Annotated in this window: 12 protein-coding genes; 7 read left to right on the forward strand and 5 right to left on the reverse strand. The window is 71.5% G+C overall.

The features are described from left to right. The first annotated feature begins 361 nt into the window (after positions 1 to 361). The 6 genes from ACH4F6_RS10995 (at position 362) to ACH4F6_RS11020 (ending at position 7,482) form a co-directional block, all read left to right on the forward strand. The gene (locus ACH4F6_RS10995) at positions 362 to 1,351 is read left to right on the forward strand and encodes an ABC transporter permease (RefSeq protein WP_397959671.1); all 990 of its coding nucleotides are present in this window, start codon (positions 362 to 364) and stop codon (positions 1,349 to 1,351) included. Between the two features lie 81 nt (positions 1,352 to 1,432). Next, complete coding sequence (locus tag ACH4F6_RS11000; protein WP_397959673.1) at positions 1,433 to 3,193, forward strand: ABC transporter substrate-binding protein; 1,761 nt, start codon at positions 1,433 to 1,435, stop codon at positions 3,191 to 3,193. 105 nt (positions 3,194 to 3,298) lie between these two features. Next, the gene (locus ACH4F6_RS11005; RefSeq protein ID WP_397959675.1) at positions 3,299 to 4,279 is read left to right on the forward strand and encodes an ABC transporter permease; all 981 of its coding nucleotides are present in this window, start codon (positions 3,299 to 3,301) and stop codon (positions 4,277 to 4,279) included. Positions 4,280 to 4,327: 48 nt separating this feature from the next. Further along, positions 4,328 to 5,365: an ABC transporter ATP-binding protein gene (locus tag ACH4F6_RS11010; protein ID WP_397959677.1), complete on the forward strand. Its 1,038-nt coding sequence runs from the start codon at positions 4,328 to 4,330 to the stop codon at positions 5,363 to 5,365. Positions 5,366 to 5,391: 26 nt separating this feature from the next. Next, on the forward strand, positions 5,392 to 6,453 hold the full coding sequence (locus ACH4F6_RS11015) for an ABC transporter ATP-binding protein (protein ID WP_397959678.1): 1,062 nt from the start codon (positions 5,392 to 5,394) through the stop codon (positions 6,451 to 6,453). 231 nt (positions 6,454 to 6,684) lie between these two features. Then, on the forward strand, positions 6,685 to 7,482 hold the full coding sequence (locus ACH4F6_RS11020; protein WP_397959679.1) for a BTAD domain-containing putative transcriptional regulator: 798 nt from the start codon (positions 6,685 to 6,687) through the stop codon (positions 7,480 to 7,482). A gap of 310 nt (positions 7,483 to 7,792) precedes the next feature. On the opposite strand, the gene ACH4F6_RS11025 is transcribed toward ACH4F6_RS11020, so the two are convergent. Next, a complete protein-coding gene (locus ACH4F6_RS11025) occupies positions 7,793 to 11,143 on the reverse strand; it encodes a BTAD domain-containing putative transcriptional regulator (protein ID WP_397959680.1) in 3,351 nt (1,116 codons plus the stop codon). 309 nt (positions 11,144 to 11,452) lie between these two features. Further along, positions 11,453 to 11,965 (reverse strand): DinB family protein, encoded by a 513-nt coding sequence (locus ACH4F6_RS11030; protein ID WP_397959681.1) that lies wholly within the window; start codon positions 11,963 to 11,965, stop codon positions 11,453 to 11,455. A gap of 100 nt (positions 11,966 to 12,065) precedes the next feature. On the opposite strand from ACH4F6_RS11030, the gene ACH4F6_RS11035 reads away from it, so the two are divergent. Then, on the forward strand, positions 12,066 to 12,818 hold the full coding sequence (locus tag ACH4F6_RS11035; RefSeq protein ID WP_397959682.1) for a class I SAM-dependent methyltransferase: 753 nt from the start codon (positions 12,066 to 12,068) through the stop codon (positions 12,816 to 12,818). Positions 12,819 to 12,884: 66 nt separating this feature from the next. Here the strand turns inward: ACH4F6_RS11035 and ACH4F6_RS11040 are convergent, their stop codons facing one another. The 3 genes from ACH4F6_RS11040 to ACH4F6_RS11050 are packed head-to-tail and all read right to left on the reverse strand — an operon-like array spanning position 12,885 to position 16,085. After that, complete coding sequence (locus tag ACH4F6_RS11040; protein ID WP_397959684.1) at positions 12,885 to 14,006, reverse strand: ABC transporter ATP-binding protein; 1,122 nt, start codon at positions 14,004 to 14,006, stop codon at positions 12,885 to 12,887. Positions 14,007 to 14,020: 14 nt separating this feature from the next. Continuing rightward, the gene (locus tag ACH4F6_RS11045; RefSeq protein ID WP_397959685.1) at positions 14,021 to 15,082 is read right to left on the reverse strand and encodes an ABC transporter ATP-binding protein; all 1,062 of its coding nucleotides are present in this window, start codon (positions 15,080 to 15,082) and stop codon (positions 14,021 to 14,023) included. A gap of 22 nt (positions 15,083 to 15,104) precedes the next feature. Then, on the reverse strand, positions 15,105 to 16,085 hold the full coding sequence (locus ACH4F6_RS11050) for an ABC transporter permease (protein ID WP_397959687.1): 981 nt from the start codon (positions 16,083 to 16,085) through the stop codon (positions 15,105 to 15,107). Positions 16,086 to 16,254: the final 169 nt, after the last annotated feature.

Raw genomic sequence — 16,254 nt, forward strand, 5'->3', positions numbered from 1 at the left:
CGGCGAGACGCAACGGATCGACGGGATCCGTTGCCGAACCGTTGGATTGCGACCCGGAGGTGTACGCATTCCGACACCCCGGCGTCCGGTTATCGAACTCGTTGTCCGTTTCGCCCAGTTGGCCCGAATATGGACACGAAACGATTACGGCGCGCTACACGCGTAGCTACAGAATGGTAAAGACCCGACAAAGAAGGTAAAGAGAAAGCCAAGGCGGACCAGAATTTATTGACCTTGAACGAATTGCGTTGAAAAAGTCCCGCGTAGCCCGTAGGGGAGTGCCCTGCGGAGTCATCAGACCCTCCCTTGGGCCAGGAGCACCATGACCCCCCCAACTCCATCAGCGGCTGCCCCGCTAGAGGTGACCGACGAGAGCGTCGCGCAGTCGCCTTCGCCCTCCACCTCTCAGGGCAACGAGAGCCGCTCGCCCGGACGGCTGGCGTGGACCCGCTTCAAGCGGGACCGCACGGGCGTCATATCGGCGTGCATCGTGATCTTCTTCTTCGTGATCGCGCTCGCCGCTCCGCTCATAGCGACGCTGTACGGCAAGGACCCGTACACCACGTACGCCAGCAAGCGGCCCGAGCTGCTCAACATGTTCTCCTACCCGGCCGGCCCCAACGGCGGCATGAGCTCGGAGTTCTGGTTCGGCATCGAGCCCCAGCTGGGCCGTGACGTCTTCACGTTCCTGCTCTACGCGATCCGCACCTCCCTGGGTCTCGCGGTCGCCGCCACCCTGCTCACCACCCTCCTCGGCGTGGTCATCGGCGTCACCGCGGGCTACCTCGGCGGCAAGACCGACTACCTCGTGGGCCGGGTCATCGACATCCTCCTGTCGTTCCCGTCCACCCTCTTCTTCATCGCCTTCATGCCGGTCGTCTTCGGCCTCTTCGTCGCACCCGACGAGAACATCCCGACCTGGCTGCGGGCCACCGCCCTGATCCTCGTCCTGTCCGCCTTCGGCTGGGCCTCCATCGCCCGGCTGCTGCGCGGCCAGGTCCTCAGCCTGCGCGAGCGGGAGTTCGTCGAGGCCGCCAAGGTCACGGGCGCATCACCGCGGCGTATCGTCTTCAAGGAACTCCTGCCCAACCTGTGGACGCCGATCATCATCCAGTCCACGCTGATGCTCCCGGCCTACGTGACCGCGGAGGCGGGCCTCGCCTTCCTCGGTGTCGGCATGATCGACCCGACGCCGGACTGGGGCGTCATGATCCAGCGAGGCGCCCAGTTCTACACCGAGGACCTCACCTTCATGCTCTTCCCGGGCCTGTCCATGGTGATCTTCGTGCTCGCGTTCAACCTCCTCGGTGACTCGGTGCGAGACGCACTCGACCCGAAGTCCAAGCGCTGACTCCGGCCCTTTTCAGGACCACGGCAACGGCGCCGGGGTGCCGGATCCCTCTCATCACTCACTTTCGAAGGCAGGATTGCGATGTCCTTCTCGCGCAGAAACTTCCTCATCGCCACCGGCGTCGCCGCGGCGTCGACCTCGGTGCTGAGCGCCTGCAGCAGCGGTAACGAGGGGGGCTCCTCGCAGGACAAGGCCCCCAAGGTCACCGGCTCCAAGACGATCGAGATCCCGGTGGGCACCAAGGCCGACTCCACCGGTCCGGCTCCCGAGGTCAAGGGCGCGGTCAAGGGCGGGACGATCTACTCGCTCCAGCAGTTCGACATGGACCACATGGACCCGGCGCAGATCTACGTCTCGACCGAGGCCGCCATCACCGTGCCGGTCATGCGTGGTCTGACCGGCTACAAGCTGGACGACAAGGGCAACGCCACCCTGGTCGGCGACGTCGCGACCGACGCCGGCACGATGAAGGACGGCGGCAAGACCTGGTCCTTCACCATCAAGGACGGCGTCAAGTGGGAGGACGGCTCGGACGTCTCCATGGACGACGTCCGCCACACCTTCGAGCGCCTCTTCGCCACCTTCGTCACCGAGGGCCCGCGCTACGTCCAGGACTTCCTCGAGGGCGGCGACACGTACAAGGGCCCCTACGAGGGCAAGAGCCTCAGCTCCATCGAGGTCGACGGCAAGACCGTCACCTTCCGCCTCAAGGAAGCCCGCGTCGACTTCAACTACACGCTCGCGATGCGCGGTTACTCCCTGGTGCCCAAGAAGCAGGACACCAAGGAGAAGTACGACAAGCGTCCGTTCTCCTGCGGCCCGTACAAGATCGAGAGCCGCAGCATCGGCAAGTCGATGACCTTCGTGCGCAACGAGCACTGGGACCCGAAGACCGACTCGATCCGCAACGCCTACCCGGACAAGTACGTCTTCCAGATGGGCTACGAGCTGCTGGCGTCGACCGACCGCTGGATCGCGGACAAGGGCAACGACCAGTACGCGGTGCCGATCTTCAACGAGGTCGCGCCCGAGCGCATCGCCCAGGTGCTCACCAACGCCGACCTGAAGAAGCGCGTCCTCACCGCGGTCGACACGGCCACCTACTACTGGCCGATCAACATGACCCGCGTCACGGACCTCAAGGTCCGCCAGGCCATCAACTACGCCTGGCCGCACCAGCAGATCCAGACCATCCAGGGCGGCCCGGCCACCACGGAGATCGCCACCACGATCTTCAGCCCGGTGACCCCCGGCTACACCAAGTTCGACCTGTACGGCGTCGACAAGAAGCCGGGCGGCAACCCCGAGAAGGCCAAGGCCCTGCTGAAGGAGGCCGGCAAGGTCGGCCAGAAGCTGGTCATCGCCTACCAGCAGTCGGACACCCAGGTGAAGGTCGCCGTCGCGATCAAGAACGCGCTGGAGGAGGCCGGCTTCACGGTCGTCAACAAGCAGGTCGACAAGTCGACCTTCTACACGCAGATCGGCAAGATCGACAACGGGTTCGACCTGTTCGCCGCCGGCTGGAGCCCGGACTGGCCGAACGGCTACTCGGAGTTCCGCCCGACCTGGCACGGCAAGAACATCGGCGACGGCCGCAGCAACTACGCGCAGCTGAACGACCCGGGCGTCAACAAGGCGATCGACGCGGCGGCCCAGATCGCGGACGTGGAGGAGGCCAACAAGGCCTGGGGCAACGTCGACAAGATGATCCTGCAGCTGGCCGCGGTCGTCCCGGACTACCACAAGATCCGTAACTACCTGTACGGATCCAAGGTCGGCAACGTCCTGTGGGACAACGCCAACACCTGCGTCGCGCTCTGCAAGCTCTACGCCAAGAAGTAAGCGCGCACGACCACACGGGGGCGGTCATCCACATGGCCGCCCCCTGCGGCCCACCCCCCTCTACTTGTCCCCGGCGACGGCGCCCCGTCCGGAAAGTCACGCCTCATGTTCCGCTTCCTTGTCCGCCGAGTCACCGGCGCGCTGGTCATCCTGTTGATCATCAGCGCCATCACCTTCTGGCTCTTCTATGCCGTGCCGCGTGACCCCGCCATGATGTCCTGCGGCAAGAACTGCACGCCGGAGGCACTCGCGCAGATCCGGAAGAACCTGGGCATCGACCACTCCATCCCGGTGCAGTACTGGTACTGGTTGAAGGGCATCTTCGTCGGCCGCGACTACACCGGCTTCGGGCACTGCGACGCCCCCTGCTTCGGCTACTCGTTCGCCAACAACGTCCCGGTCTTCGACACGATCATGGACCGGCTGCCGACCACCCTGTCGCTCGCCTTCGGCGCGGCCGTGGTCTTCCTGGTCCTCGGCATCGGCGCGGGCATGGTCGCCGCCCTCAAGCAGGGCCAGTTCCTGGACAAGTTCGCCAGCTCGGTCTCGCTGCTCGGCTCCTCGCTGCAGATCTACTTCATCGGCTACATCGCGATGTTCTTCTTCGTCGCGAAGCTCGGGTGGCTCGACCAGCCGCAGTGGACCCCGCTGACGGACGACCCGGTCGCCTGGTTCTCCGGGCTGCTGCTGCCCTGGCTGGTCCTCGCCATCATCTTCACCGCCAACTACACCCGTATGACCCGCTCCCAGCTGGTCGAGCAGCTGAGCGAGGACTACGTCCGCACGGCCCGGGCCAAGGGCCTGTCCCGGTCGAACGTCTTCTTCCGGTTCGCCTGGCGGGGAGCGATGGGTCCCATCGTCACGGTGTTCGGCATCGACCTGGGCACGCTGATCGGCGGCGCGATCATCACCGAGTCGACCTTCAGCCTGCCGGGCATCGGCCGGCTCGCGGTGGCGTCGGTGGACCAGAGCGACCTGCCGATGCTGCTGGGCGTGACCGTCCTCGCGGCGGGCGCGATCGTGTTCCTCAACATCATCGTCGATGCCGTCTACGCGCTCATCGACCCGCGGATCCGGCTCGCCTGACCTCCGCCCACCCCCGACCTCTCGCATCACCCCCCAGGAGCGTCCCCCGTGACGAGCACCGATCCGCAGCCCTTCCTCTCCGTCAGGGACCTTCAGGTCCACTTCTCCACCGAGGACGGCACCGTCAAGGCCGTCGACGGGCTCTCCTTCGACCTCGCCAAGGGCCAGACGCTCGGCATCGTGGGTGAGTCGGGATCCGGCAAGTCCGTCACCAACCTGACGATCCTCGGCCTGCACGACCCGCACCGCACCACGATCGACGGCGAGATCCTGCTGGACGGCAAGCAGCTGCTCACCGCCACCGAGAAGGAGCTCGAGCGGCTGCGCGGCAACAAGATGTCCATGATCTTCCAGGACGCGCTGGCCTCGCTGTCGCCGTACCACACCATCGGCACCCAGATCGGCGAGACGTACCGCAAGCACACCGGCGCCTCCAAGAAGGAGGCCCGGGAGCGGGCGATCGAGATGCTGCGGCGGGTCGGGATCCCCCAGCCGGACGTCCGGGTGGACGACTACCCGCACCAGTTCTCCGGCGGCATGCGCCAGCGCGCGATGATCGCCATGGCGCTGGTCTGCGACCCGGAGCTGCTGATCGCCGACGAGCCGACGACCGCCCTCGACGTGACGGTCCAGGCCCAGATCCTGGACCTGCTCAAGGACCTCCAGCGGGAGTTCGGCACCGCGATCATCTTCATCACGCACGACCTGGGCGTGATCGCCGACATCGCCGACGACGTGCTCGTGATGTACGGCGGCCGGTGCGTGGAGCGCGGCACGAAGGAGGAGGTGCTGCGCGACCCGCAGCACCCCTACACCGTGGGCCTGCTCAGCTCCATGCCGAGCCTGGACCACCCGGTGGACGTGCCGCTCAACCCGATCCCGGGGTCGCCGCCCTCGCTGCTGAACCCGCCGTCGGGCTGCCGCTTCCACCCGCGCTGCGCCTTCGCCGACAAGGTCGACGGGGAGCTGTGCTCCACGGAGCGGCCGCTCCTGAAGCTCGTGGACGGGCGCGGCAGCGCCTGCCACCTGACTGCCGACCAGCGCCGCGAGTACTTCGGCGACCTCGCCGGCAGCACGGCCAACTGACGTACAAGAGACGGGATTTCACCACCATGAGCAGCACCACTCCCCTCCTGGACGTCTCCGGGCTCACCAAGCACTTCCCGATCAAGGGCGGCTTCCCGATCCGGCGCACGGTCGGCGCCGTGCAGGCGGTGGACGGGCTGGACTTCCAGGTCCACGAGGGCGAGAGCCTCGGCCTGGTCGGCGAGTCCGGCTGCGGCAAGTCGACGACCGGGCGGCTGATCACGCGTCTGCTGGAGCCCACCGGCGGCACGATCACGTACCAGGGCAGGGACATCACCCACGCCGGCCGCAAGGAGCTGGCTCCGGTCCGCTCCGAGATCCAGATGATCTTCCAGGACCCGTACGCCTCGCTGAACCCGCGGCAGACCGTCGGCAAGATCATCTCCGGGCCGATGGAGATCAACGACATCAACCCGGACGGCGGGCGCGAGAAGCGGGTGCGCGAGCTGCTGGAGATCGTCGGTCTCAACCCGGAGCACTACAACCGCTTCCCGCACGAGTTCTCCGGCGGCCAGCGCCAGCGCATCGGCGTCGCCCGCGCCCTGGCGCTCGAGCCCAAGCTGATCGTGGCCGACGAGCCGGTCTCCGCGCTCGACGTCTCCATCCAGGCGCAGGTCGTCAACCTGCTCCAGAAGGTCCAGCGCGAACTCGGCATCGCGTTCGTCTTCATCGCCCACGACCTGGCCGTCGTCCGGCACTTCTCGCAGCGCGTCGCCGTCATGTACCTCGGCAAGATCGTGGAGATCGCCGACCGCGACGACCTGTACGGCAACCCGCGCCACCCGTACACCCGGGCGCTGCTGTCCGCCGTGCCCGAGGCCACGGTGCAGGACGAGAACGCGCCGGCCCGTGAGCGCATCCGCCTGACCGGTGACGTGCCCTCGCCCATCAACCCGCCCTCCGGCTGCCGCTTCCGCACCCGCTGCTGGAAGGCGACGGAGAAGTGCGCGACCGAGGCCCCGCCGCTGGTCCAGGTCGAGGGCAACAAGCCCGGCCACCTGACGGCCTGCCACTACCCCGAGACGGCGGACACCGAGGCCACCGTGCCGGCTCCGCGTCTCGCCAAGGACCCCGAGGCGGCGGCCTGACACACCCCGGTTCCGTCAGCCGCCCCCTTCCGGAGCGGACTTTCTCGGCCCATTGACCCGAGCCCATGAACGTCCGGTCCAGGGGAACGAAGGCCCGCGCCCACCCAGCGCGGGCCTTCTCCCGTCCCCGGGTCCCGTCCCCGCCGTCCGTGCACGATCCGTGCGGCAGCCGAACACCGGGCGAGCACAGTGGTGTCTCCAGTGGTTCAGGAACGGGTTACGGGGAACGCCATGCACATTCACCTGCTGGGCTGCGTCGAGGCACGCACCCGCTCCGGCGACAGGCTGCCGCTTCCGCACGGCACACGGCTGCTCCTGACGGCGCTGGCCTGGGCCCCCAACACGTTCGTGTCGGACGAGGCGCTGATCGAGCGGGTGTGGCCGGAGCGCAGGCCGCAGCATCCGCGGGACGCGCTGTACATCCAGGCCACCCGGCTGCGCAAGGCGCTGCGGCCCGAGGGTCCCGCCGGACCCGACGGCGACGGCTTCGAGCTGTCCCGCAGGCGCGGCGGGTACGTCCTCGCGATCGACGAGGAGCGCGTGGACACCGCACGGTTCCGTGCGCTGGTCCGGCGGGCGCAGCACGCCGTGCGCGCCGGGGAGACCGGCACCGCCCTCGGCCTGTACGGCCGCGCCCTGGACCTGTGGCGGGGCGAGCCGCTGTCCGACGTGCGCACGGCGTGGGCGGAGTCCGCGCGGGTGGCGCTGCGGCGGGAGCACCGGGAGGCGCTGGTCGGCAGCACCGAGCTGTACCTGCGGTCGGGCCGTCACGAGGAGTGCCTGCCGCAGTTGCACTGGCTGGCCGAGATGCACCCGTTCGACGAGAAGGTCACGGGTCTGCTGATGCTCGCCCTGTACCGGGGCGGGCGGCAGGCCGACGCGCTGGACTGCTTCCGCACGCTGCGCCTGCGCATGACGGACCTGCTGGGCTGCGAACCGGGCCCGGAGCTGCGCGCCCTGCACGAACGGATCCTGTCGGGCGCCCCGGACCTGCTGCTGCGCCCGCCCACCCCGGCACCGGCGGCCTGACCCCACCGCCACGACCCGGCCGAGGCGCGTCCGGGGGCGACTCGGCGTCGGGCGGGCGTCCGGGGGGCGACTCGGCTGGAGACGCATCCGGCCGCGCGCATCCGGCGGGACGCGACTCGGCCGGCGCGGCACGGCCGGGTCCCTACTGGCCGGGCCTCGGCCAGGGACAGCCGAGAGGCGGTCCCGTCCGGCCGATACGGGCCCGAGGCGGTGGTGCGGACGGGCCCGCCCCGAGGCGGGCGCGTCCGCAGGCGCGGGCCGCCGTGATCGCGTCCGGCCGGTACGGGCCGAGGCGGTGGTGCGGGTGGGGTCAGGTGTCGAAGTGTTCGGTGAGGTAGAGGGTGAGGCGGGAGGCCGCGTCCGGGGGGAGGTCGCGGGGGCGGTGGTGGGGCGCGGGGGACGGTTCGCGGGGTGGGAGGCCGATCTCCGCGAAGAGGGCCGTGGCCCGCTCGCGGGCGGTCCGGGCCGGCCCGTCCCCGTCCAGGGCCTGGTGGGCGTCGGCCAGCGCGAGGGCGGCGCGGGCGTGCAGCAGGCGCTGGCCGGAGTCGCGGGCCAGCGCGGCCGCCTCCTCGGCCGCCTCCCGGGCCCGTTCGGGCTCCCCCGTCTCCAGCAGCGTCACCGAGGTGGCGATGCGGACGCGCGGGAGGTTCAGGGGGTTGCCGTCGGCCGCGAGCCGGGCGGCCCGGTCCAGGTGGTCGAGGGCGTCGGCGGGGTGGCCGAGGGCGCGGGCCAGGGCGGCGCGTTCCAGCAGGACCTCGACGAGGCCCGCGCGGTGGCCGGTGCGCTCGGCGGTCTCGAAGGCGGCGTCGAGGTCGTCGGCCGCCTCCCGCGCCCGGCCCGCGCGCAGCTTGAGGCCGGCGAGCCCGGCGAGGGCGTCGACCTGGCAGTTGCGGTTCCCCACCCGCCGGGAGACGGCGAGGGCGTCCTCGTAGGCGAGGAGGGCGCGGGCGTCCTGGCCCGCGTCGGCCCGCACCCGGCCCAGGGCCTCCAGGGCGACCGCCTCGGCGTAGGTCGAGCCGGAGTCGCGGCAGACGCTGAAGCAGGTGCGCAGCGCGGCGGCCGCCTCCTCGAAACGGGCCTGCTTCTGCCGGACGAGCGCTAGGTTGACGAGGGCCATCGCACGGTTGTGGTGGACCTGGTCGCCGATCAGTCCGAGGGCGGTGGTCGCCGCCTGCTCGGCCTCGTGGAGGCGGCCCAGGGCGAGGTTCAGGGACGCCGTGTTGATCAGCATGATCTCTTCGTTCTTGACGTTGCCCAGCCGGCGGTAGAGCAGGAGCGCCCGGTCGTAGCAGGGCAGCGCGCGCACCGGCTCGCCCAGCAGTTTCAGGGTGACGCCCTTGCCCTGCAGGCTCGCCGCCTCGCCGTAGCGCCAGCCGGCCCGGCGGGCCAGGCCCTCGGCCGCCTCGTACTCGACGAGGGCCCCCCGCAGGTCGCCGTCGCGCCAGCGGGCGTGGCCCACGGACATGCACATCGCGGCCTGGCCCCGCTCGTCGCCCGAGCGTTCGGCGACCTCGCGGGCGAGGGTGGCCAGCCGCATCCAGTCGGCGAGCGGACGGCGGTGGTGGAAGAGGTCCTGCAGGGCGTCGACCAGCCACCACGTGTAGCGCGCCGGCCCGTTCTCGGCGGCGTGGCCGATCGCGGCCGCGATGTCGTCCCACTCGCCGTCGAACCAGGCGTACGCCTCCTCCGTGCCGGTGAACTCCCGGGGCCGGGAGCCCTCGACGGGGTCGGGGCGGGCGCGCATGACGTAGAGGCCCGCGGTCGCCGCCGCGTTGACGACGCTCTGCAGGTAGTGGTCGAGGACGCGGATCACTCCGGCCTCCCGCTCCCGCGGTCCGTCCTCGGCGGCGACCCGGTCGCGGGCGTACTCGTGCACGAGGTCGTGCCAGGCCGGGCGGCCGTGCTCGACGTCCCGCAGCAGGTGGACCCGCTGGGCGAGCCGCAGCAGGTCGGCCGTGTGCGGCTCGTCGAGCCCGGCGCCGGCGGCGGCGGCCGCCACCGACCGGCCGGTGCCGGGCAGCAGCCCGAGCGAGCGGAAGGCCCGGCGGGCCTCGTCGGGCAGCACCCCGTACGACAGGTCGAGCGCGGCCCGTACGGCGACGGACTCCTCGCCCTCGACGTGCAGCCGGGCCAGCCGGCCGCGGTCGGCGAGGTCGCGGACGTAGGCGCGGATGCTGCCGGGCCGGTCGCCGATCCAGGAGCCGGCGACGCACAGGGCGAGGGGCAGGCGGTCGCAGAGGTCGACCAGCCGGGCGGCGGCCTCCGGGTCGGCGGCGACGGCGTCCGCGCCGACCGCGCGGCTGATCAGCTCCAGGGCGGTGGCGTGGTCGAGGACGTCGCAGGTGACCCGGTACGCCCCGTCCAGCGTGACCAGCCCGCTGAGCTTGTCGCGGCTGGTCACCAGCGTCAGCGAGCCCTGGGACGCGGGCAGCAGCCGCCGTACGGAGGCCGCGTCGGCCGCGTCGTCCAGCACCACCAGCATCCGGCGGTCCGCCATCAGCGTCCGGTACAGCGCGGTCTGCGCCTCCGGGCCGAGCGGGATGTCGCGCGGCGCGCAGCCCAGCCCCTGGAGCAGCAGCGGGAGCGCCTCCTCGGGGGTCATCGGCTCGGCGTGGTCGAACCCGCGCAGATCGAGGAAGAGCTGTCCGTCGGGGAAGCGGTCGGCGACCCGGTGCGCCCAGTGCAGCGCCAGGGCGCTCTTGCCGACGCCGGCCGGGCCCACCACCAGGGCGAGCGGTTCGGCGGTGCGCAGACCGTCGTCGAGGCGGTCGAGCTCCTCGGCGCGGCCGACGAACCGGCGCGGGGCGGGCGGGAGTTGACGGGGGACGCGACGCTCGGGAGCGGGATCGGGGGCGGGGGACGCGGCGGCGGTCGGGGCGGGGACCCGCGCGGGTCCGGACGCCGCCGGCCGGTGACCGCCGCCCAGCAGCCGCTGGTGCAGGGCGCGGATCTCGTCCGAGGGCTCCATGCCCAGCTCGTCCACCGTCCGGCGGCGCAGCGCCGTGTACAGCTCCAGGGCCTCGGCGGTGCGGCCGTCCTGCGACAGGGCGCGCATCAGCAGGGCGTGCGGACGCTCACGCAGCGGATGGGCGGCGGTCAGCCGGAGGAGTTCGGCGATCGCCTGCCGGTGCCGGCCGGTCTCGATCTCGGCCTCCGCGACGCCCTCACGGGCCACGAGGTGCAGTTCGCCCAGGCGTTGCCGCTCGGCCGCCCCCACGGCCGCCTCGGACAGGTCGGACAGCGGCTCGCCCCGCCACAGGGCGAGCGCCCGCTCCCCCAGGCCCCGGGCGGTGGTCCAGTCGCCCGCGGCGGCGGCGAGCGAACCGTCCCGGACGAGGTCCTCGAAGGCGAGCAGGTCGAGTTCGTCGGGGCGGGCGGGCATGACGTAGCCCGGCCGGCGGGTGACCAGCAGGGACGGTCCGGAGGGTCCGAGGGCGCGCCGGACCTCGGCGACCAGGGCCCGCACCCGGGCCGCGCCGGCGCCGGGCGGGCGGCCGTCCCACAGGGAACGCACCAGCCGGTCGACGGACACGACGTGATTGGCGTGCAGCAAAAGGACTGCGCACAGGGCTCTCTGACGGCCCGTGAGCGCGACGGCCCGCCCTTCGATCTCGACTTCCAGAGGGCCGAGCAGACGGAACCGAAGCCGGGGGGTGAGCATTCACAGAACGTAGTCCAGGGCCGTCGGACGGGCAACGCCGGACCGGCATGCGGAAGGGACGCGCCGCCCGGTGGGGCGCGCGTTCCGTCTCGCGGCGCTCCGGGAGCGCGCCGGCCACAGCGGGTCCGGCCGCGAGGCGGAGCGGGCGCGCCCCACGTCCCCCGTCGGGCGCCCGCCCCGCACCGACCACCTTGGCGGAGCCGCCTTTCCGGACTCCTTCATTCGTCTTTCAGCGGTCTTTCGGCGCACGCCCGACGGCCCCTCGGCGGATGGTCGCATCCGGTGGCCGGGCCGCCGGGCCTTCCCCGGCTAGACGCCGGTGGTGCCGTCGACGAGTTCGCGCAGGATGTCCAGGTGGCCGTTGTGCCGGGCCGTCTCCTCGATCAGGTGCAGCAGGATCCAGCGCAGGTCCACCCGCCGGCCGTCGCTCACCGGCCGCTTCGCCCTGGCGTCCAGGTCGTGCTCGGCGACCAGCCCGCGGTAGCGCTCGGCCTGTTCGGCGTACTCCGCGAGCAGGTGCGCGAGCGGGAAGTCCGCGGCGACGCGCATCTCGCGGTCGGGGTCCTCGTCGGTCCAGGGACCCTCGTCGTCCTCGCCGAGGAACACCACCTGGAACCAGTAGTACTCCACCCAGCGCAGGTGGTTGATCAGTCCGCCGGGAGTCATCAGCGGCGAGGTCGACAGGGGCGCCCTGCGGGCGTCCTCGTCGGAGAGGCCCTCGCACTTGGCGCGTGCGGTGTCGCGGGCGTAGTCGAGGAAGGTGGTGAGCTGGGTGCGCTCGTCCCACTCGGCGGGCATGTCGTCGGTTCTGGTCGTCGTCATCGCGCAGGAGCATGTACCGCCGCGGGCACGGTTGTCGAGGGAGAATCGGGAAGCTGTCGATCTTGTGCCGCGTCCCGTCCGGGTGTGACAGACTGCCGCGGTGGTCGATCATTCGTTCGCGGATCTCGCGCTCGCCGCGCTGTACGACAGCATCAATCCGTGGGGGCCGGACGACGACTTCTATCTGGACCTGGTGATGTCCGCGCGGACGGTCCTCGACGTCGGCTGCGGCACGGGCCGGCTGCTCGCGCGGGCCGCCGCCGGCGGTCACCCGGGACGGCTCGTCGGACTCGACCCGGCGGCCGCGATGCTCGTCCAGGCCCGCCGCCGGGCGCCCGGTGTGGAGTGGGTGCTCGGTGATCTCCGCGCCCGCCTGTGGGACGGCGACTTCGACCTCGTGGTGATGACGGGCCACGCCTTCCAGGTGCTCCTCGGCGACGAGGAACTGCGCGCCGCGCTGCTGGCCGTGCGGGCCGCCCTGGGCGCCGGCGGACGGTTCGTCTTCGAGACGCGCCACCCGGGCGCCCGCGCCTGGGAGGGGTGGACCCCGGACCGGGTCCGCGAGGTCACCGACACCGAGGGCCGTGCCGTGCGGGTGTGGCACGAGGTGGAGGGCGAACCGGCCGGGGACCGGGTGACCTTCACCGAGACCTTCGCCTCCGCCCGCTGGGACCGGCCGCGGTCGAGCCGGGCCACCCTGCGCTTCCTGGCCCCCGAGGCGTTGTCCGGCTTCCTCGCCGGGGCCGGACTCGGGGTGGTGGAGCAGTACGGCGACTGGGACCGGGGCCCGCTGACGGCGACGAGCCCGGAGATCATCACGGTGGCGGCGCCGCTGCGGACCTCACCGCGCTAGGCGGCCGCGGGAGGCCGGCGGGCCCCGCCCCCACGGCCCGTGCCGGCACAGCCGCCGGCGCCCCGCCTACGTCTGCTCCTCCTCCAGCGCCGCCAGCGCCGGATCCAGCACGATGTCCTCCTCCCGCCCCTCGGTCGTCGGTTCCTCCGGGAAGTGACAGGCCGTCAGGTGCCCCTCCGCGTTGCCGGTGATCCGGACCAACGGCGGCTCCTGCGCGGCGCACAGGTCCCGCGCCTTCCAGCAGCGGGTGCGGAAACGGCAGCCGGACGGCGGGCTGATGGGCGAGGGCACGTCGCCGGCGAGCCGGATCCGCTCCCGGGGGGCGCCCTCCGCGTCCGTGACGCGGGCCTCGGGGACCGCGGAGAGCAGGGCGTGGGTGTACGGGTGACGGGGCCGGGTGTAGAGGGAGTCCCGGTCGCCGACCTCGATGATCTTGCCGAGGTACATGACGGCGACGCGCTGCGAGAAGTGCCGGACGACGGCCAGGTCGTGGGCGATGAACAGGAACGCGATGCCGAGTTCGCGCTGGACCTTCTGGAGCAGGTTGACGACCTGCGCCTGGATGGAGACGTCGAGCGCGGAGACCGGCTCGTCGGCCACGATCAGCTTGGGCTCGAGCGCCAGGGCGCGGGCGACGCCGATGCGCTGGCGCTGGCCGCCGGAGAACTCGTGCGGGAAGCGGTTGTAGTGCTCCGGGTTGAGACCGACGATCTCCAGCAGCTCGCGCACCCGCTTCTCGCGCCCGCCGTCCGGGTTGATGTCGTTGATCTCCATCGGCCCGGAGATGATCCTGCCGACGGTCTGCCGCGGGTTCAGCGACGAGTACGGGTCCTGGAAGATCATCTGGATCTCGGAGCGGACCGGAGCGAGCTGCTTGCGCGAGGCGTGGCTGATGTCCCGCCCCCGGTACGTGATCGTCCCGGCGGTCGGCTCCAGCAGCCGGGTGATCAGCCGGCCGGTGGTGGACTTGCCGCAGCCCGACTCCCCCACCAGGCCGAAGCTCTCGCCGACGTGCACGGTCAGGTCGATGCCGTCCACGGCCTGCACCTGCCCGACCGTGCGCCGGACCGGGAAGCCGCCCTTGACCGGGAAGTGCTTGGTGAGCCCGGCCACCTCCAGCAGCGGTTCCCCGGCGTCGCCGGCCGCGGCCCGGCGGGGAGCGGGCAGGACGAGGTCCTCTTTCGTCACGTGTCCTCCTGGCGTCAGCCCAGCCGGGGCTTGATCTCTTCGATGAAAAGGGTGCGCTTCTGCTCCGCCGTGAGGTGGCACGCGGAGGACCGGTCCGGCCCCGGCAGCGGGCGTTCGGTGACGCACCGGCCGCCGCCCACCCGGTCCTGGAAGGTGCAGCGGGGGTGGAAGCGGCAGCCCGGGGGCGGGGTGAGCAGCGAGGGCGGGGTGCCCGGGATGGGCACGAGGGGCGCGCCCGGGTCGGAGTCGAGGCGCGGCATGGAGTTGAGCAGGCCCCAGGTGTACGGATGCCGGGGGGCGCGCAGCACCTCGTCGACCGAGCCGCGTTCGACCGCTCCGCCCGCGTACATCACCATGACGTCGTCGGCCATCTCGGCGATCACCCCGAGGTCGTGCGTGATGAAGACGATCGCCGAGCCGAACTCCCGCTGGAGGTCCTTGAGCAGGTCGAGGATCTGCGCCTGGACGGTCACGTCGAGCGCGGTGGTCGGCTCGTCGGCGATCAGCAGGTCGGGGTCGCAGACCAGGGCCATGGCGATCATCGCGCGCTGGCGCATGCCGCCGGAGAACTGGTGGGGGTAGTCCTTCGCCCGCTGCCGGGGGTGGGGGATGCCGACCTTGGCGAGCATCTCCACCGCGCGCTCCCAGGCCGCCCTCTTCGAGGCCCCCTTGTGCTTCCGGTAGGGCTCGGCGATCTGCCGGCCCACCGTGTAGTAGGGGGAGAGCGCGGTCAGCGGGTCCTGGAAGATCATCGCGACCTTGTTGCCGCGCAGCCGTTCCAGCTCCGCCTCGCGGGCCGTGGTCAGCTCCTGCCCTTCCAGCAGGATCTCGCCCTCGACGGTGGTGAACATCGGGTTGTGCAGGCCGAGGACGGTCAGGTTGGTGACGGACTTCCCCGACCCGGACTCCCCGACGATGCCCAGCGTGCGGCCCCGCTCCAGGTCGAAGGAGAGCCCGTCGACGGCCCGTACGACGCCGTCCTCGGTGCGGAAGCTGACGTGCAGGTCCCGCACGGACAGGAACCCGCCCGGGCCGGCCGGGACGGGGGCGCCGGCCTCCTTGGTCACAGTGGTCACGACAGTGCTCCTCAACGGCGGGCTAGGACAGCCGCACGCGCGGGTCGATCACGGCGTACAGGGCGTCGACGACGATGTTGCACAGCAGGATCACGGCGGCGGCGAAGAGCATCACGCCCAGCAGCAGCGGAAGGTCGCTGAACTGCACCGACTCCACCGCCAGATGCCCGAGTCCGGGCAGTCCGAAGGTGTACTCGGTGATGATCGCGCCGCCCAGCAGGGACGAGAGGTCGATGCCGAGGATGGTGACGAGGGGGATGAGGGAACCGCGCCAGGCGTAGCGGAAGAAGACGTACCGCCGGCTCATGCCCTTGGCGCGGGCGGTGCGGACGTGCTCCTCCTGGAGCTGTTCGATCATCGAGGAGCGGGCCATGCGGGTGTACTGGGCGGCGAAGATGGTGGACAGGACGACCCAGGGGATGACCAGCCCGGTGAACCAGGCGACGGGATCCTCGGTGAGGTCGGTGTACCGGGGTTCGTCGAAGAGGTGCGTCTGGTAGACCAGCACGGCGAGCGCGAGCGGACCCAGGAAGTAGATCTGCATCGAGCTGAGCACCATGGACCCCGCGGTGAACGTCTTGTCGACGACCGTCCCGCGCCGCCAGGCGGCCAGCATGCCGGTGCCGAGCCCGACGAGGAGGAAGACGACGCTGGCGCCGAACGCGAGCGAGACGGTGAGCGGCAGCCGGTCCAGCAGGGTCGACCAGACCTGTTCGTTGGTGTGGTACGAGTAGCCGAAGCAGGGGGCGGGGCAGGGCCCCTGGGCGAAGTCGTCCCGGCCCGTGACGAGCCCCTGCAGGAAGATCCAGAACTGCTCGGGGACCGACTTGTCGATGCCGAGCGTGCGGTGGATGTTCTCCAGTGCCCCGGGCGTGCACGTCTTGCCGCACATCAGCAGCGCCGGGTCGCGGGGCATGCCGAAGAAGAGCAGGAAGGCGAGGACGGTCAGCAGGACCAGGATCACGAGCGAGCCGATGGTCCGGCGGAGGAGGAAGCGCAGCATCTCAGTGGCAGCTTTCGGACTCGTGGGCCGTGCGGCGCCCCCCCCCCCCCCCCCCCCGGCCGGGGCCCGCCGGCGCCCCCGGCGCCACGGGCCAACAAAAACAAAAACCCCCCCGGGGGACCCCCCCCCAGACCGCCGCCGCAACCCCGCCCCCCCAACCCGCCCCCCC

Source organism: Streptomyces sp. NPDC017936 (genome assembly GCF_044328485.1).
Lineage (GTDB): Bacteria > Actinomycetota > Actinomycetes > Streptomycetales > Streptomycetaceae > Streptomyces.

Bases quoted from the DNA above. Each gene is read 5' to 3' on its own strand.
- ACH4F6_RS11000 (WP_397959673.1), top strand. From the start codon at position 1,433: ATGTCCTTCTCGCGCAGAAACTTCCTCATCGCCACCGGCGTCGCCGCG.
- ACH4F6_RS11005 (WP_397959675.1), top strand. From the start codon at position 3,299: ATGTTCCGCTTCCTTGTCCGCCGAGTCACCGGCGCGCTGGTCATCCTG.
- ACH4F6_RS11015 (WP_397959678.1), top strand. From the start codon at position 5,392: ATGAGCAGCACCACTCCCCTCCTGGACGTCTCCGGGCTCACCAAGCAC.
- ACH4F6_RS11020 (WP_397959679.1), top strand. From the start codon at position 6,685: ATGCACATTCACCTGCTGGGCTGCGTCGAGGCACGCACCCGCTCCGGC.
- ACH4F6_RS11025 (WP_397959680.1), bottom strand. From the start codon at position 11,143: ATGCTCACCCCCCGGCTTCGGTTCCGTCTGCTCGGCCCTCTGGAAGTC.
- ACH4F6_RS11030 (WP_397959681.1), bottom strand. From the start codon at position 11,965: ATGACGACGACCAGAACCGACGACATGCCCGCCGAGTGGGACGAGCGC.
- ACH4F6_RS11050 (WP_397959687.1), bottom strand. From the start codon at position 16,085: ATGCTGCGCTTCCTCCTCCGCCGGACCATCGGCTCGCTCGTGATCCTG.